The following is a 21,766-nucleotide window of genomic DNA, read 5'->3' as shown; positions in this document are numbered from 1 at the left end:
CTTCACTCGGGTCCGGCACGTTAACCCCTAGAACTTGAACCGGAACCCTGCCTCGTAGCTTTGATCGTAGAATTCGCGCTGCGTCGTGCGGTTGGCGAAGCCTTCGTAATAGCGCAGAGGCGAGTTGTTCAGGTTGCGCGCGTTGAAGTAAACTGTCATCTTCGGAAACAACTGATAGGACGAAGTCAGGTCTACCTGGGTGCGCTGGTCCTCGAACGTATCGAAGCCCGCACCACCGCCGACGCCGAAGATCGCTGCGTCGACATGGCTGACCGACACCCGCAGTTGCATCTTGTTCGCCTCATAGAACACGCCTGCGTTGTACGTCAGCGGCGAGGTTCCGGGCAGGCGACTAGTCTCGCCGGGACGGATCTGGAATTTCGACCAGACATAGGTCGCGTTGGCGACGACACCGAAACCGTTCCATGGTGCCGGCAGGAAGCTGAACTTCTGGTTATATTGTGCTTCGACGCCGCGCGAATAGGCGCTGCTGACATTGGTGTAGGTGGTGATCGTCGTCCGCCCGGTTATGCCCGGATAATTATTGTCGAAGGTGATGCCGTTAATGATGTAGTTGTTGAATTCTTTGTCAAAGACCCCGACCGAGACGATCCCTGAGTTGGGCAGATAATATTCGACCGCGCCGTCGAAGGCGTTGTCAGTCGTCGGCTTGAGGTTCGGGTTGCCGACCGACACTGCCTGATTGCCGGTGTCGACGACAGCGCCCGAGAGGAGCTGGAGGAATCCGGGACGCCCGATACCGGTCGAATATGTCGCCCGTGCGACAAGGTTGTCGGCGATGTCGTAGCGCAGTTGCACCGTCGGGAAAAAGTTGGTGTAGCTCGACTTGCGTGACGACGGTGTGAAGACAGTGCCGTCAGTGATTGTCGTCCCGCGATAGGTCCCATCGGTGTTCTCGACGCGGACGCCGACCAGGACGCCAAGCTTGCCGAACGTGCCCGAATATTGCGCGTAACCAGCGTAGATGTTTTCGGTATCGTTGAAGAAGCCTTGGGCGTTGCGCTGGGCATTCGACGCGCTGGTGATTTGCGTCAGCGAGCCCAACAGAGCGCGGGTAGCCGGTACGCTCGGCGCATAGCCGACGTTGTAGGTGCCAGCGTAATAATCGGTGAACGGCCCTTCGCCGAGCAGTGCGCTTAGCGACGTTGCCGGCACGCCGCTGTAGGTCAGGTTGTTCGGTGCGTCGATCTTGTCGCGGAAGCGAAGCTTGCCGCCGATTTTAAAGGCACCGTCGCCGCCGAGCAGCGTCGTCGGCACCGTGACATTGAACACGCCGGCATATTCGCGGTCGTGCGCGCGCTCGGTGGTATTCGTCGCACCCGTGAGCGTGAACTGGCTCGGGTCGCTCGGATTGAAGCCGGTCGTCGTCAGCATCGGCACGACGCGGGTGGTGTTGTCGTACGCGACCGTGAAGCCGGGCTGGCCAACCCGCGAGAAGGTCGTGTTGCGATCGTAATCGCGGTGATACGTCGCCGAGGTGTACGACATCTGATAGTCGAGGATCACGCTCTCGAGGTCATTGTGTCCACCGGCAGCCGCGATGAAGTTGAGATGGGTCTCTTGCTCGTCTCGCCGTGTGACACGCGCGTCGACCCCTGTCGCGGTGATGATGTTGCCGTTGGTCGTTGTGGTGTCTCCAAGGCCGCGATACTGAAGGATCGAGCGCTTGACCGACTCGGTGTACCCCGCGTCGTTCGCACGCAGATAATAATGGTTCTTCGGGTCGGGGTTCCAGTCGAGCTCGCCGCCGAAGCCGAAACGGCGGCGGTTGTAGGTATAGCGGCGCAGGTCGAGGCTATCGAGCACTTTGTCGCCGGGCGTCCCCGGCTGGACCGCATCGAGCAGGCCGGGCTCGACGTCGTCGAAGCCGCGCTTATCCGTATGGAACGAACCGGTCAGCACCACGGCAAACTGGTTGTCAGGGCCAAACGCGGTGCCGGCGGCGGCCTCGCCGATAAAGACGTCGCCGCTTTTGTGCGCATTTTGATAGCCGCCGCCGAGCGTGCCTTCGAAGAACGGCTTGGTCAGGCCGACGGCGGTCCGCGGCGTCAATTCGACCGAGCCGCCGAGGCCTTCGGCCTCCTGGTCGGGCAGGCCGGTCTTGCGGACAACGAGCCGGTCGATCGCGCCGACCGGCACGGTATCGAGTTCGACCGCGCGGCCGCCGCCGCCGAAATAGGTACCACCAGGTTGGGTATTTAGGAGGGTTACCCCGCCGAACGTCGTGCCGTTGAGGTTGCCATCGAGCCCGCGGATGTTGACAAAGCGCCCCTCGCCCGTGTCGATCGCGAGGCTGACGCCAGGTATGCGTCCGAGCGCCTCGGCGGCGTTGAAGTCGGGATATTTGACGATGTCCTCGGCGGCTTGAACATTGACGAGGTTCGGCGCAGCGCGCTCCTCGGCGCGAGCGGTCTTGCTTGCGCGGACGCCGGTGATGACGATGTCGCTCGCAGCCTGGTCGGCAGGTGCCGCGTCGGCAAACGCCGAGCTCGCGATGAGCGTCGCCGAGCTCAGCAATGTCATCTTGGTAAGCCCTAAAGACATTTATCACCTCTGAAACGCTGACGTTATTCGCCGGACGCGGTCTTCTGCGGCCGGCAAATGACGGTGAAATTGCGGTTCAGCGACGTATCGATGACAGAGAGATTGGGAATTCCCAATGCTTCATCGCTCAGCCGACACGAGTATTCTCCTTCATGGATGAGCCAGCGGCGCCCAGGCGATCAATCGGCGTTCGGACCGTCCGGCTTATTTTCGAGGAGCTTGATGGTACGTGTGTCGATCCCGACTTCGAAAGTCTTGCCCTTGCTCTTGATATCGAACGAATACCGCAGGCCGCGCCCTCGCGCCTCTTTCTCCAGTTCCTGAGCAATGATGACATCCGGACGCGCGGTGAGGGCGCTTGCCCGCGCACTGGCGAGCATCACACTAGCGATCGGTGCAAGCTTGTCCCCCTTGAACTTGATCGCGATCGGCGCGGCGACCACGGCGGAGTTGGCCAGCGTGGCGGCTGTCGTCAAATAGACAAAGATACGCGTAGTTGTTCCCGTCGAGGCGGAATGCCCTGATGACGGGATAGACGCCACCGGGTCGGCCACGCTCAAGCCAAGTTAGGAATTGCCAAATTGTCTATGCTTCGCATTTTTCGCTTTCAGCGCTAGCCGGCTTGCTCAGACGCGACAGGGTCATACGATGAAACTCCTGCTCCTTGAGGACGACTGCGAAGTGCGGGAGCATGTCGCGCGGCTGCTGCGCGCGGCTGGCCACATCGTCGATGAGTGCGCCAATGGCCCGGACGCCGTTTTCCTTGGTACCAGCGACACGTATGCTGTTCTCATTCTCGACCGAATGGTCCCGGGAATCACCGGTCTTGGAGTGCTGAAGGCGCTCCGCAGCGCGAACATCCGGACGCCGGCACTGTTTTTGACGGCAATGGACAGCGTCGATGACCGGGTCGAAGGATTGGAAACCGGGGCCGATGACTACCTCATCAAACCCTTCGCCGGTTCGGAACTCCTGGCCCGGGTAGCTGCGCTCGGGCGGCGGCCGCCGATGGCTAATATCGTTACCCGGCTGATCGCCGGGGATCTCGAAGTCGATCTGCTCAAGCGGACCGTGACGCGGGCCAATATCCCAATCGATCTGCAGCAACAGGAATATAAGCTACTTGAATATCTGATGCAGCATGTCGGCGAGATCGTTACTCGAACGATGCTGCTCGAGAATGTCTGGTCGTTTCACTTTGACCCGGGCACGAATCTGATCGAGAGCCATATAAGCCGGTTACGTGCGAAAGTGCACCGTGGGTTTGATCGCGACCTGATCCACACCATCCGCGGTGCGGGCTACCGGCTGGATGCTTAGAATGAGTCCGCTCCGCAGCGGTGCGTTCCGATTCTCACTGTTGATGGCGACAGTGTTCGCGATTGGTACGATCGCATTGCTAATTGTCGTGGATCGGACGGTCTATCGATATGCGACCGAAGTCGCCGACGACACTGTGGCAGCCGAAGTGGCCATCCTTGTCGATGAGGATCGCGACGCCGGACGCACAGAGGCGATTGAGTCGGTGGTCCGCCGCGAAAATGCAGTGCGCGAACATGACCTGAGATATGGCATGATCGATCGCTCCGGACACCTCCTTGCGGGCAGCCTACCCGCGTCGACCGCTGCAACCGGGTGGCATCAGATATTCGTGAAGAACTCCAATCCTGATCGTGCGGGTACCGTGGAGGCGGTTCAACTCAGGGCCTTGGGCGTCAAGCTCCCGGACGGCGCTATTCTCGTCGTCGCGAGCGATAATTCCGATTTGGATGAACTCCGTCAGCGACTCCGTGGGTCAAGCGTCCTCTTTGGTGTCGGCATAATCCTGTTGGCGCTCGTGGGAGGCTTCGCCATCGGGACAGTTTTCTTGCGTCGTCTTGGCCGTGTCAATCAGTCGGTTGAGCACATCATGCAAGGAAATTGGACCGAACGCTTGCCGGCGATTGGCATGAGCCTCGAGTTTGATCATCTCTCGGCCAATCTCAACCGCATGCTCGAACGGATCGAGGCTCTGCTCGAAGGTATGCGACAGATTTCGACTGACATTGCGCACGATCTTCGCACGCCATTGACCCGACTCCGGCACCGCCTCGAAACGCTTAAAGATAATCCGGACGAAGCGACCGAAACCCAAATCGACGCGGCCATTGCACAGACCGACGAAATTCTGGGTGTCTTTCGCACGTTGCTGCGCATTAGTTCTTTGGAAGCGGGCAGTGCGCGGAGCCGGGTCGTCGAAGCCAATCTGAGCGACTGCTTGCTGCACCTGGTCGATATCTATCGCCCGGTTACCGATGACGCGCGACACATTCTTGTAAGTGCGATCGAACCGGGCATTCACGGTCGCGCCGATCCAGAAATGCTTGTTCAGGCACTGACCAACCTGATTGAAAACGCAATCTTCCATACTCCCGCCGGTTGCCAAATCGCGGTCACGCTGCAACGTCGTGACGATGGCATCGTGCTATCGGTGGCAGACAATGGTCCGGGGATTCCCGAGGCCGCGCGCGAGCACGTGCTGAAGCGCTTTTACCGGCTCGACGACAGCCGAGGTGCGCCGGGGTCGGGACTCGGACTCGCGCTCGTTGCGGCAGTAGCCTCGGTTCATGGCGCAACATTGCGACTGACGGACAACTACCCCGGACTTCGGGTCGAGTTCCGGCTCCCCCATGGCGAGAACGGTCGCGCGCAACCGTACCCATGATGCAGAAGAACAGGCTAACCCCACCAAAAATATGCCGAACAAGTTAGGCGGGCTTCTGGCAAATGATCCCGATCATCGATGCAGCCATCCTTGTCGCCTCGGCGACGTCACGGACGCGCCGTCCGCGGCGACTATTCCAATCAATCAGAGATTGGACCTGCTCGGCGACAGGTTGGTGTCAGGAAACGCAAGCAAAACCTTTCTTCTACGGCTCGTGAAAGAGCCTACGAGGTAAAGCGCTATGCAAATTGCAGGGATGCATCAAGGGGCCAGGCTACTTCGTTATGTCAACTTTCCGACCGCCGAAGTGATAGGTGCCGACGCGTCTGATGACGCAATCCAAGCCCTGATCGACCGACACGGGTCCATATTTATTAAGCCGATCTTCCGGGGTGCCGTCGGAAAGAAAGGGAAGGCAGGCTTGGTCGGCCGCGCAGTCGACCTCGCTACCGCCTTGGCGGAAAAAGAGCGACTCTTCTTCGCTCAGCATCGGCATGGCGATTCGTTAGTCAAAGCGAATGGCGTGACCTTCGAGGGAGGCGTGCCTGCGACGCACGAAATCTATTTCTCGATCTCGGACTCCACGATCTACCGTGCGCCGACGATGACGCTAACCCACCTTGGGGGTGTCGATATCGAAGATCTTTCGCCAGGTCAGGTCGCGACCGTGCCGTTCGACGCGCTGACGGGCCTGAAGGCGTTCGTCGTCGCCAATGCGCTGACTGACATCGGTGCCCCGCGTGAACTCATCTCGCCGTTGGTCCAGCACCTGCCTAAGCTGTGGGAGCTCGTTCACCACTACGGCATGACCGCCCTTGAGGTGAACCCGATCCGGATGCAGCGCGGGCGCGACGGACGGCTGACCCCGGTCGCGTGCGACTTCAAATGCGGCTTCGATCGTGACGATCATCGCTGGGAGCGGCTCGATCTCCCCGCGCACCTGTTCGCCGATGACGCCTCTGCATTCGAGCGAGAGGTCAACACGTTGCGGACACATCAAGGACAGTCCGACGTGTTCGTTCTAAATCCGCACGGCACCGTCCTCGCGCCGACGTTTGGCGGCGGGGCGAATTCGCTGGTCACTGAAATGCTCGGGGATGCCGCGATTATCTCGACCGACTTTGGAGGCAATCCGCCATACGAGAAAATGAAGCAGGTGGCGGCCATTTGCTACCGCCACTGGCTGAAGCAGTCGAACGTCCTGTTCATCGTCGGCGGCAAATCGAACAATACCGACATCTACGAGACTTTCCGTGCAATGGGCGATGCGCTGCGCGAACACTTTAGTCAGCACGGGTCGACGCCGTTGTATGTCGTCGTTGCCCGCGGCGGCCCAAACCTCGTCCGCGGCATGGGCGCGCTGGCGGAGACATGTGACAGCCTCGGGCTACCATACCGCCAGTTCGGTTTCGACAGCGCAATGTCGGAGGTCGTGCTTTACGCCCGAAAGGTCGACACGTGGATGCGCGGCGGCGGCCGAGAGGCAGTCGCGCAGGCGATGCGCTTGGCGGAGCCGGTCAGATGTTGACGCGCGGCATCGCGGAGTTTCCCTATTTCCTCGGAATCGGTTCGCTCGCCGACGTTGCCACGCGCGCCGATCAGGTCTGCGTACTGAACATTCTCGGGGGTGAATCGCGCCAGGTAACGCCGGTTTGTCATGTCTTTTCGGGCGGCAATGTCGCGTTCGGCACTTCGCCGGGCCGGTCCGGGCAGAAGCTGGCAACCGCAATCGGCGACATTCCCGTATTCAGCAACGTCCGCGAAGGGCTGGATGCCGGGCACGTCTTCAACACCGGAGTCGTCTATTTGCCGCCATCCGGCGTTCGCGACGGCGTTGCCGAATTGATCCGCGTCAACCGCGCGCTGACGAAGATCGTCATCGTCACCGAGAAAATCTCGGTCCACGACGCGCGCGAAGTCCGGGCGCTTGGCCAAAGCGCAGGAGTCGACATCTTCGGCGGCAACTGTCTCGGCATGGCGGACTCGTGGAACCGCGTCCGGATCGGCGGTGCGTTGGGCGGCGACGCACCGGCCGAATCGCTGCTCAAGGGGTCGGTCGCGATTTTCTCTAACTCGGGCGGTTTCACGACGACGATTGCGCAGTATCTCGCGACCTTCGGCTGGGGGACAACGACGCTGATCTCATCAGGCAAAGACGTCTACATTCATTATGGCGCGCGCGATTTCGCCTACGCCTTCAACTGCGATGAGCGGTCGAGGGCGGCGGTTCTGTACGTTGAGCCCGGAGGCTACTACGAGCGCGACCTCGACTTGTCGAAACCGGCGGTGGTCTGCGTCGTCGGACGCTGGAAATCGCGGCTGACCCGCGCCGTCGGCCATGCCGGTGCGATGGCGGGAACCGGCGACAGCGCCGAGGCGAAGGAACGGTGGCTGATGAACCTGTTTGGGGTCGATAGCCTATTTACCCCCGAGACCCCGGCCGTCAGCGCGCGCGGGGCGGTTGTCACCAATATCGCCGATATTCCCGCCGCGCTGACGGCGGTGATGAAACTGAACGGCATCGGCCCCGACTTCGCGGCGCGGGGAGACCTGTCGCTGAAGCCGTGGATCGCGAACGACCAGGGCATCGCGCTGCCCGCCGACCTCGCACTGCCGCTGGTAGCAGCGCCGGCTCCTTACGACGAGCAACTTGCGGCGCTAGCGCGTCAAGTCGGTGCGGTCATTCCGCGCCAGAACATGAAGGACATGTCTGGCGCGAGTCAGATGGACGCAGCGACGCAGGTGACAAGCGTCCATCGCCACTCGATTCTCGACCTTGCTCTTCAGCCGCTCAGCGCCGTCTTTGCGCTGCCGCTGACCCACGAACTCGTCACCACAGCCGACCAGACGCTTCTTGACATCGCGATCGGGGCTGAGATGGAACTCGCGGGCGACCCAGCGCTGTTTGCGGCCGAGGCTGCACGGCGCGCCGGAAACTCGCCCAACACCGTGATGGCCGCTGCGGCCGCGCTCATCGGCCCGGCGCGAGTTGAACGAGCGCTCGACTGTACTCGTCTGCTGATCGATGCATTCGCGGCGGCAGGGGTGCGCGATGCATGGGACACTTCGATTGACGTGTCCACGATCCGGATGAGTGCCGCAGACCGAGCCCGGTTCGTCGCCGAAGCCGATGAAGCGAGCGACCCGCGCGCCGCCGCCATGCTAATGGCGATTGCCAAGCGCGATGCGACGTCGGCGTTCGTGCAATTCATCGCGGGGCTCGGCGAGCCACCTTCGCGCGACGCAGTTCTGGCGGCTATCGCGACGACGCTGGCTTGGGGGCCTTTGATGCGTAAACGGATCTCGCGGCTAACCGCCGAGACACTTCCATGGTACCTGCGGCTTTACGGAGTAATGATCGGCGCGTCGATCTGCGCCGACGAGCATGGTGCGGTGACCCTATTTGGGATCCTTCACGCCGACCGTTTGGGCAGTTGGTCGATGGCCGACAACCTATTCCTTGCACTAACCGGAGAGCCCGCCGCCGGTGCAGGGAAGGCGCTTGAGCTTCTTATCGGTCTACTCGTCTCGAACGGCCCCGGCGCGATCTCGGCACAGGGTGCGAAGGGGGCGGTATCGGCCGACGGCCCGCAGACGCCGCGCCGGGTGCACCTCAACAAGGCGGTTATAGGCTTCCTCACCCATACGGGCTTCAGCCACGGCGGCAACGGCTTCGAAGGCATCGTCTTTCTGCTTGATCGCTTCCGCGATAGCAGTCTGACCGACCCGGGTGACCGCGCGCACGGCCTCGACCTGCGCGCAATGGCGCTCGACTTTGCCAAGGACTACCGGCGTCAACGCCGCGCCGCGCGGGAAACGGGGGCCGGCGGTCCCGGCGCGCTGCCTGGCGTCCATCACCCGGTATTTCGCGGCGAGCCGGTCAACCTCGATCCGCGCGAGCGCTTCATCGCTGAGTATCTGGCTCGGCAGGGCGAGTACAACGTCTTCCACGACTTTTATGGCGAACTCGTCCAAGCCCTCCACGACGTCGGCGCATCCGATACCGTGTTCTGCGTCAACATCGACGGCGTCATCGCCGCGTTGCTACTGGCGATCTTCTGGCAGGATTACGTCGCGGGTCGGGTCGACGAGCACCGGCTCGAGGTCGCAGCCTTCAACGTCTTTCTCTACGGCCGCATGATCGGTGCCATCGCCGAGATCGACGATCACCTGAACCGCGGCCGCAACATGGATATGCGGACGCCGCAAGAAGCTGTGAGCTTCGTCGCGTAAGCATATTATCGAAAGTTCTCTCAGGGAGTCGTCGGGAGAAAGGCGGACCCACGTTATATTGGGCAACATCGCTGCAAAACGCCTTGTCCGACCATGTTGGTATAAATTGCATGCCGACCATCCGTCGAGTGCCGCCGGACCAGTGACGCAGACCAATTTTGTCCTAGTGGATTGAACGAGACGGACGAGTCCTGTTGGGGATTCCCGGCGCCGGTCGGACGTGCGACGTTGTTGGATGCGCACTGGTATCAGGATCGAGGTCACGGCCTCAGACAGGGCTCGGCTTGAAGCGATTGTCTCGGCGCGGGGTTCGCCGCAGAAGCATGTCTGGCGTGCACGGATCATTCTGCTCACGGATCAAGGGCTGGGAACGCTCGCGATCATGGCGGCGGCCGGCAAGTCGAAGACCTGCGTGTGGCGCTGGCAGGAACGCTTCATGGCCCAAGGTGTCGATGGTTTGCTGCGCGACAAGACCCGCCCGCCGGGCATCGCTCCGCTCGAGGCGGGGCTCGTCGACAGGATCGTGGCCCTGACCCTTGAACGCCCCGACCATGAAGCGACGCACTGGACGGTCCGTGCGATGGCCAAGGCGGTCGGCATCGCTGCGTCCTCGGTTGTGAAGATCTGGCACGACCATGGCCTGGCACCGCACCGCTGGCGGAGCTTCAAGCTGTCCAACGACAAGGCGTTTGCCGAGAAGCTGCACGACGTGGTCGGCCTCTATGTCTCGCCGCCGGCACACGCGATCGTGCTGTCGGTGGACGAGAAGAGCCAGATCCAGGCGCTCGACCGTACCCAGCCGGGGCTGCCGCTCAAGCGCGGCCGCGGTGCGACCATGACCCACGACTACAAGCGCAACGGGACGACGACCTTGTTCGCGGCGCTGAACGTGCTCGACGGCTCGGTGATCGGGCGCAACATGCAGCGCCATCGGCACCAGGAGTTCATCCGCTTCCTGAACGCCGTCGAGGCCGAGTTGCCCGCCGACAAGGCCGTCCACGTCATCCTCGACAATTACGCCACACACAAACAGCCCAAGGTCCGCGCCTGGCTCGGCCGGCATCCGCGCTGGACGTTCCACTTCGTGCCGACGTCGTGTTCGTGGCTCAACGCCGTAGAGGGCTTCTTTGCCAAGCTGACCCGCCGGCGCCTGAAGAATGGCGTCTTCTGCTCCGTCGTCGACCTCCAGGCCGCCATCAACCGCTTCATCAAGGAGCACAATCAGGAACCGCGTCCCTTCGTCTGGCGCGCCGATCCAAACGAAATCATCGCCGCCGTCAGACGCGGGCACCAAACGTTAGAATCAGTCCACTAGTCTGTAGTCGAGACAAAAATCTACTGGCGGGGACTACATGTAATCACATCAAGTTGCTTATGCGATAGCCGCCCTGCGTGATACGTAAAAAGGCCGAACCTCTAATTGCGAGCGATCCCAGCGCTATGAAGCCGTCGATTCCGCCGCGCTTGTCAGGTTCGCTTCAGGTTTCGGGACTACTGATCTTAGATCAACGGCGCGATAATGACGCCGGCCTAGGGGGATGTCTCATGCTGAACGCCGCACCGCGCTCAACCGCGCGCATGTCCATTCTCCATCGCGCGAGCGCCGATCAAATCTGCGAGAATGTTAGCAGTCTAGCCATCGGAATAGCCCTTCTCAGCCTCGCAGCAATGCCCACCCGTGTTGGTGCTCAAGCCAACCCAGTGCCCGTCGCTCCAGCGGTCGGTGGTACGCCGGCCAACGCCGTGACCGATAGCGGCAACACAGACGCCATCGTCATTACGGGATCTCGAATTTCCCGCCGCGACTATAGTGCCGAGAGTCCGATCTTCACCATCGGCAGCGCCGCTATCGCTGCCACCGGGCAGCCGTCGCTTGACCGCGTCATCGGACAAATGCCGCAGTTCGAGGCGGCACAGGGCGCAGCCGAGGTCGGCGATGTTCAAGGCAGCGTCGGCTTTGGCGGTGGCGCGTCGTACAGCGATCTTCGCGGCATCGGACGCAACCGATCGCTGGTGCTGCTTGACGGGCATCGGCTGGTCCCGTCAACGCCCGACGGAGCGATCGATCTTAACACCATCCCAGTATCTCTGATCGAGAATGTCGAAGTCATCACTGGCGGTGCCTCGGCTGCCTATGGCTCCGACGCAATCGCGGGTGTTGCAAATTTCAAGCTGCGCCGCCGCTTTACCGGCTTCGAATTGAATGCCCAGGGCGGGGCCTCGACGCGTGGTGACGGCGCGACGGCACAGGTCAGCGGCATCCTCGGCGGCAACTTCGATGAGGGGCGCGGCCATGCGATGATCGCGTTCGAATACGGCAGGCGCGATGCCGTCAACGGGTCGCAGCGGACATTCTTCACCCAGCCAGCGGTGCGTTTCCTCGCCCGGCCGCCGGAGGGGATCATCTACGCGGGCGGCTTTGGCACCGGCGCGACCGCACCGAGCATCGCCGCGGTCAACGCGGTGCTAGCGAGCTATTCCGGGACCACGCCATACCCAGGCAGCGGCCCCTACAAGGGTGCAATCGGCATTAATACCGACGGCACCGTCTTCACCTCGGTCGTTCCCTCGAGCCTCGGCTGCGTCCAGAACTACAAGGGCGTTGGCAGCGTCGTCGGCGCGCAGATTTCGCCGAGCTGCACTCAGGCGGGCGTAATCCTGGGCAACTACTTCGCTGTCCAGACGCCGCTAACCCGCTACAACGCCTTCGGCAGCGCCGACTATAAGCTTACCGACCACCTGACCATCTACGGTCAGTTCAACTTCGCCGAGTCGCATTCGCTCGACCAGACCAGCCCTGGCAGCACGAAGACGAACAACACGATCGAACTCTACGTCCCAGTCCGAAACCAGTTCATTCAGTCGAACCCGGCGCTTCTGTCGTTGATTAATTCGGCCTATGGCGGCGTCGCGCCTCCGGGTTCTCAGGTCGGCGTATCAAAGCTGCTGTTCGGCTGGGGCAACCGGGTCCAGACCTTCAACTATGACGTTTGGCAGGCGCTTGCCGGCGTCAAGGGCGACATCCCAGGGACGCGGTTCACCTTCGACGTTTACGGCTCGTTTGGGCGCAGTACATATGCCAGCAAGGCGAGTGGCGACATCAGCATCTCGGCAATCAACAACGTGTTCGCGAACGAAGGTGTCGGCGGCTGCACCTACAACCCGTTCGGCCTACAGCCGGTCAGCAGTGCGTGCTTGGCCTATGCCGGACGCACCGACAATACGACGAGCTCGCTCGACGCAACCGATATCGAGCTGTCGCTTGAGGGACCGCTGTTCACTCTGCCGGGCGGCGAGGCCAAGATTGCGGTCGGGGCCGACTACCGCCGGTCGTCGTTCGATTATCAGCCTGACTCGCTATTCATATCTGGCGATACCCTGTCCTACGGCACGGCGACGCCGGCCCACGGCACCCAGGACGCTAAGGAATTGTTCGGCGAGTTGTTGCTGCCCTTCGTGTCGGACCAGCATTTCGCCCAAGATCTGTCGCTCGACCTCGGTTATCGCTACTCGAAATACAACAGCTTTGCCGCCAAGAGCACTTGGAAGGCGGATCTTAGCTGGACAGTCGTAAAGGGCTTGCGACTTCGCGGAGGCTATGCCTTTGCCTTCCGCGCGCCAAGCCTTGCCGACCTCTATAACGGTGTGTCGATTGGCAACCAGAGCCTGAACGGCGGCGATCCGTGCGACATTCTCAGCAGCTATCGCACCGGAGCCAACGGCGGCAAGGTCCAGGCGCTGTGTGCCGCCCAGTCGACTGCAGCCGGATCGGCGAGCTATTCGTTTGGAGGCGCCAACGTCACCGTGCCCGTGCAGACCGGCGGTAACAGCCTGCTCCGGCCTGAAACCGCGCGCACATGGTCTGTTGGCACGGTGCTAAGCCCGGTGCACGGGCTGAACCTGTCGATCGACTATTACAACCTGACCGTCTCGGGGGCGATCTCCAGCCTGTCGTCGGGGCAGATCCTCGCTAATTGCTACGGCGGTATCGCCAATCCCGGATTTGCCGCGAGCAATGCCTTCTGCCAGCGTATTGTTCGCGACGCGAACAGCGGCCAGATCTCCCTGCTGACATCCGGTGTGTTCAATTTCAATAAGTTCGACGTCGCCGGCATCGATTTCCAGCTCGACTACCGGTTCGACCTCGATCAGGTCGGGCTGTCGCACTCGTCTGGGGCGCTGCAGGTCGGGTCGATCGCCACATATCTAAGCAAGTATACCGTGACCCCGGCCGACGGCACCGCGCCAACACGCTATGCCGGCGCGATCAGCGACACGTTTGTCACGTCGGACGGAGAAAACCTCTATTCGCACCCGCGGTGGAAGGCGAACAGCTACCTCACCTACCAGAATGGGCCCTTCGTCGGCACCGTCCGCTGGCGTTATATCGGGCCAATGGCCAACCTCGATTCGCCCGCTCAGCCGGTGCCGTCTATCAGTTATTTCGACGCCGATGTCCATTATACGATTAACAAGACGCTAACGCTGAGCGCTGGCATCGTGAACATCGGCGACCGTCAGCCGCCATTCATCAGCACGCTCGAACTGCGGACCGATGCTGCAACCTACGACGTTATTGGCCGGACCTTCTTCCTGTCGGCCAAGGTTAAGCTTTAGAGTGATGTTTAACAACTGCGCCCCCCGACCGGCTAACACGCGAGGTAGGCTATTCGGCTTTCGGGCGACCGCAGCGGGGTATCATGCCGGCCGGACGGTCTTCGTGTCGGCGAAAGCGAAGTTCCGATGGTGATCGCTGGCAGAATATGTTCGCCAGCGATGGCGCGGCCACAGGAGTTCCTATGACCGGATCAACTATTGCGCGAGAGGAAGGCCGGGCCCTGTTCGGGCATGACGCGCAGGGTTACGACGCGGCGCGCCTGGGCTATCCGGCGGAACTCTACGACGCGGTCGAAACCCGGACGGGCGGGCTCACGAACCGGGCCGTATTCGAAGTTGGTCCTGGAACCGGTCTTGTCACTCGCGAGCTGCTCAGGCGTGGCGTCGCCCGGCTCGTCGCGATCGAGCCGGACGCTGAGTTGGCCCGGCAACTGCCGTCGTTCACCGGCGGCGACGACGCCCTCGTCGTCATCAATGCGTCGTTTGAAGATGCCAAACTACGCGATGCCTCGTTCGACGTCGGGTGCGCCGCCGCCTCGTTCCATTGGCTCGACATCCCGCCATCGCTCGCCAAGGTCCATGCGGCGCTGACCCCCGGGGGCACCTGGGCGATGTGGTGGAACAGCTATCGCAATCCGCATCACGGCGATGCCTTTGCGTTCGCGGCCATGCCCCTGCTTGCGGGCATCCAATTTCCGCCGATGCAAACGATCGACGGACACGGCTCTCTCGACGTTGATTTTTGGCGCACGACACTGACGAAAGTGGGCTTTGGCAGGACAGAGCATGTCGTCATCCGTCAGGAGCGCGTTATTTCCGCTGCCGCGATCCGGGCGCTTTATGCAACCTATTCGTTCGTTCGCCGGCTCGATGATGACGTTCGCGCGCGCCTGCTCGACGGCATCGAGACTTTAGCCGAACACGAGTTCGGGGGTAACGTGCCGAACGTCGTCCTGTCTTCGTCGTACATTTCGAGCGCCGATCCGCGCTAGCGTTGCAACATGCGCTGCAGCGTTCCGTCGCGTAGGACATAGTGATGGACGAGTGCCGCGGCCGCGTGCAGCCCGGCGAGAATCAGGAGAAGATTTGCGGCGAGGCTGTGCCACGTTGTCACCTGGTTCGACAGGAGGTGGCGAGCCTCCTTGGCATACGCGCCAAACTTCGGAAGGCTGATGACATTGAACAGCGAATCGCCGCGTAACGCTTCGTTCCATAGGCCCAGTCCAACGACAACGACCAGCGTCGCGTAGAGCGCCGCCTGCATCACCGCTGCCACCCGGCCATCGATCGAACCCGCATCGACCGGGAAGCGACGTCCTCGCCCCAAGCGCCAGTAAAGGCGGTAGATCAGGGCGGCCGTGAGCAGCGTGCCGAGAACGAGGTGGACCGAGCGTGCATCAATCCGCGGCGCCCCCTTGGGAAACCAGTCGATCGTCCGACCACTGGCCCATTGGCCGATGACGAGCGCAGCGACGAGCCAATGCGCGGCAATCGTCCGCCGGTCGTACCGTTCGACCGGATCCCGCGGCGGTCCCGACCAGCGGATCATGACGGAGGGGTCGCCGCCCAGAGGACGGCGGCGCGGAGCAGCGCAAGACCCTCGGGTCGCAGGGCCTCGAACGTGTCCTGCCAGAGGAAGAAGCTGACCCGGCGCGCAGGCGCGAGTGCCTCGCCATTCATCGTCGCGCCGCGCTCGTAGGCGAAGATCGCCGCCTTGTCGGGTTCACCGCGCAGGGTCGCGATCGTCGTCGCGCCAAGCCCGGGCTTTCCCCAGTTCATCTTGAAATGCTCGTCGATCAAAACGTTCTGGATGCCCGCGGCGAGGCCGGCGGCCAGCGGGTGCGGCGCATTGACGATGTCGACGAAGCGCTGGTCGTCGTCGGTGCCGTAGTCACGGTGGTTCTTCTGTCCCGCCATCGCCAGGTCACCGAGGATATCGTTCTCGAAGGTGATGAGAGGGATTGGTGTCGCCCGATATTTGTTAGCGACCTCAAGTGCATCGATGCTCTCGGAAACAATGATCAGGTCGGCACCGTGCGTCGTCGCCGACGGCGCGCTCTCGTCGACTTGTCGGACGCCGAAACCGAGCCCTTTGAGCCACGTGACGAGCGCGGTGTCGTTGCGCCGCCAAGTCTCGAGCGTGGCAACGCGTTTCGGGTCGAGCGGCGCGGCGGCGCGCGCTTTCTCCAGCTTCGTCATATTTGAAACGTAGAGGACGACTTTGCCGCGCGCGACAGCCGGGTCGACCGACGCTGCTAGTGCCGACGATGCCGTCAAACCCAAAAGTGCGAGCAGAATAATGGTCAATCGCCGGATCATCCGCATTGTTCAGTCTCCAACAGAGTCTGTTGCCGGGTCACGTCGCGCTACCCGCCAAAGCGAGCGAATGCCGCTAGCGCCAGAGTGACGGTCAGCGCACCGCCAATCCGCGTCGCAACCTGGGCAAATGGCATCAACTGCATGCGGTCACATGCGCTGAGGATCGCGACATCGCCGGTGCCGCCCTGACTCGCTCGGCACGCTGCGATGATCCCGGCCTCGACCGGGAAGATGTTGACGAGCCGACCGACGACGAAGCCGGTTACGGTAAGCGAAACGACGGTGACGACGATCGTGATTAGTTCGGGAGCGTTGAACGCGCTGATCAGCTTGTCCCACGGCGTCTTCGACACACCGATCGCAAACAACAGCGGATAGGTCAGCAGTGTCGCGGCAAACTGATAATTGCGGTACGCGCCCTGCTCGAGGCGCGGCGAAACGAAGCCCGCGAGCTTGAGCATCACCGTGAGGAACAGCATCGTCACCGGTCCCGGAAAATCGGTCAGCTTCTGAACCAAAGCGCCGGTCATGTAGAGGGTCATCGCCAGCACCAGCGCGGCGCCGATCGTCGGCAGATCGGGAATGAAGCGTGCTGCATCTGGAGAGTCGAGCGGCACGTCGATTTCGCCGGGCTGCAGCGTCCCATTACCGGTGAGGTTTGGTCGGCGGCGGCCGAGCAAGTTCAGCCCCCCGGCCAGAAGTATCGCGGTCAGGCTGCCGAACATCACCGCCGGGAGGATTTGGGCAAGCAGCACACCCTGGTCGCCGCCGTGTATTGCGGCATAGCCGATCGACAGCGGGATCGCGCCCTCGCCAATGCCGCCAGCGAGAACGGGGACAACGATCTTGAATGCGACAGTCGGCAGGTCGATGCCAAGCGCCATACCGGTAAGGCAGCCGGCAACGACGGCGACGATTGAGCCGATGAAGATCGGCACGAAGATTTTGACGAAGCCGCCGATCAGGACCCGCCGGTCCATGCCGAGGATCGAGCCAACGATGATCGCAGCAATGAAGAGGTACAGGAAATTGCTTTGGTCGGTGAACGTCTTGATCGCTTTTTCGAGCGGCTTCGGAATGGCGTGGATGTAGACGAGAAAGGACGGGATGAATGTCGCGAGGATCGCTGCAGCGCCGATTCGACGCAATCCGGGGAGCCGTTTGCCGATTTCAGCGCAGGCGAAGCCGCCGAGCGCGAGAACCGCGATCGCAGTCGTTAAATCTGCCGGGACCGAACCCTTTGCGACGTAGACACTGATGATGGCAACGATCGCAACAGCAACTGGAATCGGGACGATGCCGATCGACCAATCGATCAAATGACGGCGCGGCAATGGAATCACCGGCGCGGCTTCATTCTGTATTTCTTCCGGCACGTCAGCGATCCCCCGTCATTGCGGCGCGTACGTCAGCAGGACGAACGTATCGTCGAGATAGCGGTTCGGATAGAAAGCGCCGGCCTTGAGATTCCGCGGCTTTGAGGAGTCGACGATGCCCGATGCGGTCATGGTAAAGATCCGACCCGTGGCAGGATCCTCCGCCAGCGTTCGGGCAATGGGTCGCGTCGTGAACGCCCCCGCAAAGCGGTAGGTGTCAGGTCCGCCTTGGTCGATCATCACGACATTGCCATCGATTCCGTTCGCGGTAAAAATTCGTCTGCGTTTCGCGTCCCAGGCAACGCCGTCGTTGCCGCGGCCGATCGGAAGCCGGGCTACGATGCTACCGGTTGTGGCATCGACGACGGCAAGGATCGGGGCCGTACCCTTGCAGCCGACAAAAAGTCGTGCGGTCAACGGATCATATGCTAGGCCGGTCGGCTGGGTGCAGCCGGGTAGTGGGAAATCGGCAACGAGCTTGCGGTGCACGAGGTCGACATGCGCGATGCGGTCTTTATCGCGCTCGTTGACCCAGAGGCTGCCGTCCCCGGCTGCCGCCAAGCCCTCGAGTTCCTCGGCGGGCATGGCGATTGCCCCGGCAGGCGCATTGGTCGCGGGGTCGAACAATATGAGCCGGTGGTGATCGCCGTCAGTAAACGCGACCAGCTTCGTCACCGGGTCGAAGAACGCCGCATCAACGCTCTCGCCGAGTTTGATGCGGGCGATCGTCGCCAGCGAATCGAGGGCGAACACGGTCGTCGAACCATCCTCGTTGGCGGTGTAGCCGCGGCCGAGGCCGGGCACCGGCAGCGCAAAGTTCGCACCGGCGCTGTTGGCGATCGCGCCCACCACATGTCCGCTAGCCGCATCGACAACGGTGACCCCGTCCTTGCGCCTGCCAAGGAAAAGCCGGTTGCGCGCCGCCTCGAAGGCAACATAATCCCACGCTGGCGCTGCGCCCTTCAGCCTGACCTCGGACTGCAGGCCGTAGACCGGCGACGCCGGTGCCGCCGAAAGATTCGCGCTGATCAAGCCTATGGCGATGATGCCGAACTTCAGGCGCACACTTGCCTCCCCCATGACTGCGGCCTTTACCGCTTGCCTACGCTTTTTCGGCGCGCTTCCTGACGGCAGCCTAACGCCATCCTGACGAGCTGTTCAGGAACGGCAACACGGTTGACGGCGCGCTCGGGGGTGCCGATCCTCGCACGCGAGAAGCGCGCCCAACGCGCACGTGGGGAGATCGCATGAAACTGATGGTTGTCGAGGACGAGGAGCGGCTGGGGCGCTTCCTCCAGCACGGCCTCGCCCAGCATGCGCACATCGTCCGCTGGGTGACGACGTGCGCCGCGGCCTCGGACGCCCTCGTCGAGACAGCGTATGATCTCGTCATTCTCGACCTTGGCCTGCCCGACGGCGACGGGCTCGATCTCATCCGCGACTGGCGTGCCGCGGGATTCGTAGAGCCGGTCCTAATTCTCAGCGCGCGCGATAGCCGCCAGGATCGTGTCGCCGGGCTCGATCTTGGTGCCGACGATTATCTGCCGAAGCCCTTTGGCATGGATGAACTGCTCGCGCGCATCCGCGCGCTGCTGCGGCGGCAGGCGGCGCGCAAGCAGACGGTCTACGAGCATAACGGCATTACGCTCGACCTTCTCGCCCACGTCATACGCGTCGACGGCAAACAGCTCGATCTTACTGCACGCGAGTATGCGCTAATGACGATCTTCGTCCAGAACGCCGGTCGGGTGCTCACGCGGTCGCTGATCGCCGAGAAGATCTGGGACTCGCATTTCGACGTCGATACCAACTTGCTCGATGTCTACATGAGCCGATTGCGCGCTAAGATCGGCGCAGTCACCGCGGCCCCAATATTCAAAACTGTGCGCGGCATCGGCTACCAGCTGCTGTGAGGAGCATCGGCGCCCGCCTGACCTTCTGGTACGCCGTCGCCGCGACGCTCAGTTTCGCCGGCCTCAGCGCCATCGGCGGCGTGCTGCTCAACACCCAGCTGATCCACGGCCTCGATCAGCTGAATGCCGCCGAGTTTCGCCAATTGAAGGCGCACATCGGCGACGATTACGCGACGGTCGATCCCGAGGTCCTCGAGACGCGGCTGGCGGGAATAAATCCTTACGAATCGGTGCTTTTTTTCATCAGCATACAAAACCCCCGGAAGAACGATTTCCTGTTCAACTCGTCGAACCTGCATGGCCAGCGCATTCCCGACGTCAAGGGTCAGCGACGCTTCGATGCCAGCACCCCAGCGCTTGGCTCGCTTCGCGTTAGTGAATTCCTGCTTCCGCCGTACGATGTCACCGTCGCCACCTCCGCGCAGACCGTCGATGCGTCCTTGCGTGCCTATGCCATCACCAGCGTCGCGCTGATCGCGGTCATGCTAGTGGCGAGCATCGCGATAGGCCTCGGCCTCAGCCGGCTCGTACTGCGTCCGATCCGCGCAATTCGCGAGACGGCCGACCGGATCCGCTCCGACAACCTCGGCGAACGCATCCCGGTCGGCGACGTCCGCGACGAGATTTCTGACCTTGCCGAGCTCCTCAACCGGACCTTTGATCGGCTCGAGAGTGCCTTCCTCCAGATGCGCCGCTTCAGCGAGGAGGTCAGTCACGAGCTCAAGACCCCGTTGTCGCTGCTGCGCCTCCATGCCGAAGCGATCCTTCAGGACGGTGCGACGACCCACGCCGAAGCCGCAATCGAGCAGATCGAGGAGATCGCGCGATTGAACCGCTTTATCGACCAGATGCTGTTCCTGTCGCGCGCGGACGCCGATGCGATCGCTTTCGACCTTCAGACCGCTGATCCGTGCGGACTGATCGACAGCTTCGCGCACGATGCCGAGGTCCTCGCCGAAGACTCGGGCCATCGGTTCGACTGCTCGAAGGGCGATGCCGGACTTATCGCGCTCGAGCCGGTATGGCTGCGGCAGGTGCTGCTCAATGTCGTCACCAATGCGCTCAAGGCGACGCCGACTGGCGGCAGGGTTCGCCTTGAGGCCGGGTTTGTCGGCTCCCTCTGGCGTGTCAGCGTCGAGGACGATGGACCCGGCGTCGCCGGAGCCGAACGCGACCGGATGTTCGAGCGCTTCGTTCGCCTTGCCGGGTCGGACGCCCCGCGTGGAGCCGGCCTCGGTCTCGCCATCTCGCGCAGTATCGTTCGTCTCCACGGCGGCCGGATTTGGGCCGAGCCGGCAAGCGGGCTTCGGGGCCTCGCCATCATCGTAGAACTGCCGCGCGTCGACACGGCACTCGACACCGTAATACAGGTCTAGCGCGCCCGATCGAACAGTGCCGCATACGTGGGAATATGCGTAGCGAGCGCATCGCGAAGATCGAGCGCTTTGACGTAATATTCGCGCTCGCCCGCGTTTGACGAGACCGGAACACGGAAAGCGTAGACGATCAAGCCGACATTCTCACCGGCAAGGTCGCGCAGCGGGAGTTGAACGACGAATTTTGGTGTCGCGTCCTTAGTCCGGTGCCAGCGCGGATCGACGACCGTGATGCCCTTGACGATAACGTCGACGTCATCGGGATCGTCGGGATTGCCGATGCGGTCCGGGTACGACCCGGCAAACATCGTATAGACTTTGGCGAGCCCGGGCGGCACGCCGTGAAAGGTCATGCTGAGCAGTTCGGGATGCTCGCGCATTGTCGCGTCGGCGAGCGTCTGGGCATAGGTCGTGAACTTTGGCGGCGTCCAGTTTTTCGCGCCTTCAGCCGAGGCGCTCGCTGCCGCCAGCAGCAGCACCGCGCCGATCGCCAATCCTCGTCGCATGACGTCACTCCCAAAGTCGTTGCTTTAAGTTGCGTCTAGACTGCGAAGCTGAAGCCAACCTGTCGTGACAACTTGGTTGCCTGAACAGCAATTTAAGTTGGTGCAAGACAGGCGTCAGCTTCGGTCGTCACTACCAGCCGCATAAGCTGTGGAGCAC

The 21,766-nt window shown here is 62.2% G+C and carries 16 protein-coding genes; 9 read left to right on the top strand and 7 right to left on the bottom strand.

Features of this window, described 5'->3' with window-relative positions:
* Positions 1–27: 27 nt before the first annotated feature.
* Both KTC28_RS21260 and KTC28_RS21255 read right to left on the bottom strand, forming a co-directional pair.
* The gene (locus KTC28_RS21260) at positions 28–2,565 is read right to left on the bottom strand and encodes a TonB-dependent receptor (protein WP_216711499.1); all 2,538 of its coding nucleotides are present in this window, start codon (positions 2,563–2,565) and stop codon (positions 28–30) included.
* A 179-nt stretch (positions 2,566–2,744) separates the two neighbouring features.
* A complete protein-coding gene (locus KTC28_RS21255) occupies positions 2,745–3,119 on the bottom strand; it encodes a peptidase M4 (protein WP_255602534.1) in 375 nt (124 codons plus the stop codon).
* Between the two features lie 94 nt (positions 3,120–3,213).
* On the opposite strand from KTC28_RS21255, the gene KTC28_RS21250 reads away from it, so the two are divergent.
* The 7 genes from KTC28_RS21250 to KTC28_RS21220 all read left to right on the top strand — a co-directional run bounded on the left by KTC28_RS21250 (position 3,214) and on the right by KTC28_RS21220 (position 15,111).
* Entirely contained in the window at positions 3,214–3,885 is a 672-nt protein-coding gene (locus tag KTC28_RS21250) for a winged helix-turn-helix domain-containing protein (RefSeq protein WP_216711498.1), read from the top strand.
* Between the two features lies 1 nt (position 3,886).
* Positions 3,887–5,269 carry a sensor histidine kinase gene (locus tag KTC28_RS21245; RefSeq protein WP_216711497.1) on the top strand — a complete coding sequence of 461 codons (1,383 nt, stop codon included), beginning with the start codon at positions 3,887–3,889 and terminating at the stop codon, positions 5,267–5,269.
* Between the two features lie 241 nt (positions 5,270–5,510).
* Positions 5,511–6,797 (top strand): ATP citrate lyase citrate-binding domain-containing protein, encoded by a 1,287-nt coding sequence (locus KTC28_RS21240; RefSeq protein WP_223132329.1) that lies wholly within the window; start codon positions 5,511–5,513, stop codon positions 6,795–6,797.
* Positions 6,791–9,502: a hypothetical protein gene (locus KTC28_RS21235; protein WP_216711495.1), complete on the top strand. Its 2,712-nt coding sequence runs from the start codon at positions 6,791–6,793 to the stop codon at positions 9,500–9,502. The genes KTC28_RS21240 and KTC28_RS21235 overlap by 7 nt, the downstream gene beginning before the upstream one ends.
* 235 nt (positions 9,503–9,737) lie before the next feature.
* Positions 9,738–10,817 carry an IS630 family transposase gene (locus tag KTC28_RS21230; protein WP_216711703.1) on the top strand — a complete coding sequence of 360 codons (1,080 nt, stop codon included), beginning with the start codon at positions 9,738–9,740 and terminating at the stop codon, positions 10,815–10,817.
* A 386-nt stretch (positions 10,818–11,203) separates the two neighbouring features.
* Positions 11,204–14,119 carry a TonB-dependent receptor domain-containing protein gene (locus KTC28_RS21225; protein WP_216711366.1) on the top strand — a complete coding sequence of 972 codons (2,916 nt, stop codon included), beginning with the start codon at positions 11,204–11,206 and terminating at the stop codon, positions 14,117–14,119.
* Between the two features lie 146 nt (positions 14,120–14,265).
* Positions 14,266–15,111 carry a class I SAM-dependent methyltransferase gene (locus KTC28_RS21220; RefSeq protein ID WP_216711365.1) on the top strand — a complete coding sequence of 282 codons (846 nt, stop codon included), beginning with the start codon at positions 14,266–14,268 and terminating at the stop codon, positions 15,109–15,111.
* On the opposite strand, the gene KTC28_RS21215 is transcribed toward KTC28_RS21220, so the two are convergent.
* From KTC28_RS21215 to KTC28_RS21200, 4 genes are read right to left on the bottom strand one after another with little or no spacing between them, the layout of a single operon-like run.
* Positions 15,108–15,668, bottom strand: coding sequence for a cytochrome b (locus KTC28_RS21215; RefSeq protein ID WP_216711364.1), 561 nt, complete (start codon positions 15,666–15,668; stop codon positions 15,108–15,110). The two genes, KTC28_RS21220 and KTC28_RS21215, sit on opposite strands and share 4 nt — an antisense overlap.
* Positions 15,665–16,444: a hypothetical protein gene (locus KTC28_RS21210; protein ID WP_223132328.1), complete on the bottom strand. Its 780-nt coding sequence runs from the start codon at positions 16,442–16,444 to the stop codon at positions 15,665–15,667. Before KTC28_RS21210 ends, KTC28_RS21215 begins: the two co-directional genes overlap by 4 nt.
* 41 nt (positions 16,445–16,485) lie before the next feature.
* Positions 16,486–17,814, bottom strand: a complete 1,329-nt coding sequence (locus tag KTC28_RS21205; RefSeq protein WP_216711362.1) for a 2-hydroxycarboxylate transporter family protein — start codon at positions 17,812–17,814, stop codon at positions 16,486–16,488.
* Between the two features lie 15 nt (positions 17,815–17,829).
* Positions 17,830–18,879: a YncE family protein gene (locus KTC28_RS21200; protein ID WP_216711361.1), complete on the bottom strand. Its 1,050-nt coding sequence runs from the start codon at positions 18,877–18,879 to the stop codon at positions 17,830–17,832.
* Positions 18,880–19,061: 182 nt separating this feature from the next.
* Between KTC28_RS21200 and KTC28_RS21195 the strand changes: the two genes are divergently transcribed.
* Together KTC28_RS21195 and KTC28_RS21190 are read left to right on the top strand one after the other, a co-directional pair.
* Complete coding sequence (locus KTC28_RS21195; protein ID WP_216711360.1) at positions 19,062–19,727, top strand: response regulator transcription factor; 666 nt, start codon at positions 19,062–19,064, stop codon at positions 19,725–19,727.
* A complete protein-coding gene (locus KTC28_RS21190) occupies positions 19,724–21,103 on the top strand; it encodes a sensor histidine kinase (RefSeq protein WP_216711359.1) in 1,380 nt (459 codons plus the stop codon). The genes KTC28_RS21195 and KTC28_RS21190 overlap by 4 nt, the downstream gene beginning before the upstream one ends.
* Here KTC28_RS21190 and KTC28_RS21185 read toward each other — a convergent pair.
* Positions 21,100–21,609 (bottom strand): hypothetical protein, encoded by a 510-nt coding sequence (locus tag KTC28_RS21185; RefSeq protein WP_216711358.1) that lies wholly within the window; start codon positions 21,607–21,609, stop codon positions 21,100–21,102. The two genes, KTC28_RS21190 and KTC28_RS21185, sit on opposite strands and share 4 nt — an antisense overlap.
* Between the last annotated feature and the right edge of the window lie 157 nt (positions 21,610–21,766).

Origin of the sequence: Polymorphobacter megasporae, from assembly GCF_018982885.2 — a bacterium.
Lineage (GTDB): Bacteria > Pseudomonadota > Alphaproteobacteria > Sphingomonadales > Sphingomonadaceae > Polymorphobacter_B > Polymorphobacter_B megasporae.
The sequence above is the reverse complement of the archived record's forward strand: the minus strand, read 5'-3'. Positions and strand labels throughout refer to the sequence as shown.

Excerpts from the sequence above, each read along its gene's own strand:
- KTC28_RS21185 (WP_216711358.1), bottom strand. The coding sequence starts at position 21,609 with ATGCGACGAGGATTGGCGATCGGCGCGGTGCTGCTGCTGGCGGCAGCG.
- KTC28_RS21240 (WP_223132329.1), top strand. The coding sequence starts at position 5,511 with ATGCAAATTGCAGGGATGCATCAAGGGGCCAGGCTACTTCGTTATGTC.
- KTC28_RS21210 (WP_223132328.1), bottom strand. The coding sequence starts at position 16,444 with ATGCGGATGATCCGGCGATTGACCATTATTCTGCTCGCACTTTTGGGT.
- KTC28_RS21215 (WP_216711364.1), bottom strand. The coding sequence starts at position 15,668 with ATGATCCGCTGGTCGGGACCGCCGCGGGATCCGGTCGAACGGTACGAC.
- KTC28_RS21260 (WP_216711499.1), bottom strand. The coding sequence starts at position 2,565 with ATGTCTTTAGGGCTTACCAAGATGACATTGCTGAGCTCGGCGACGCTC.
- KTC28_RS21245 (WP_216711497.1), top strand. The coding sequence starts at position 3,887 with ATGAGTCCGCTCCGCAGCGGTGCGTTCCGATTCTCACTGTTGATGGCG.
- KTC28_RS21250 (WP_216711498.1), top strand. The coding sequence starts at position 3,214 with ATGAAACTCCTGCTCCTTGAGGACGACTGCGAAGTGCGGGAGCATGTC.
- KTC28_RS21195 (WP_216711360.1), top strand. The coding sequence starts at position 19,062 with ATGAAACTGATGGTTGTCGAGGACGAGGAGCGGCTGGGGCGCTTCCTC.
- KTC28_RS21220 (WP_216711365.1), top strand. The coding sequence starts at position 14,266 with ATGTTCGCCAGCGATGGCGCGGCCACAGGAGTTCCTATGACCGGATCA.
- KTC28_RS21230 (WP_216711703.1), top strand. The coding sequence starts at position 9,738 with ATGCGCACTGGTATCAGGATCGAGGTCACGGCCTCAGACAGGGCTCGG.
- KTC28_RS21235 (WP_216711495.1), top strand. The coding sequence starts at position 6,791 with ATGTTGACGCGCGGCATCGCGGAGTTTCCCTATTTCCTCGGAATCGGT.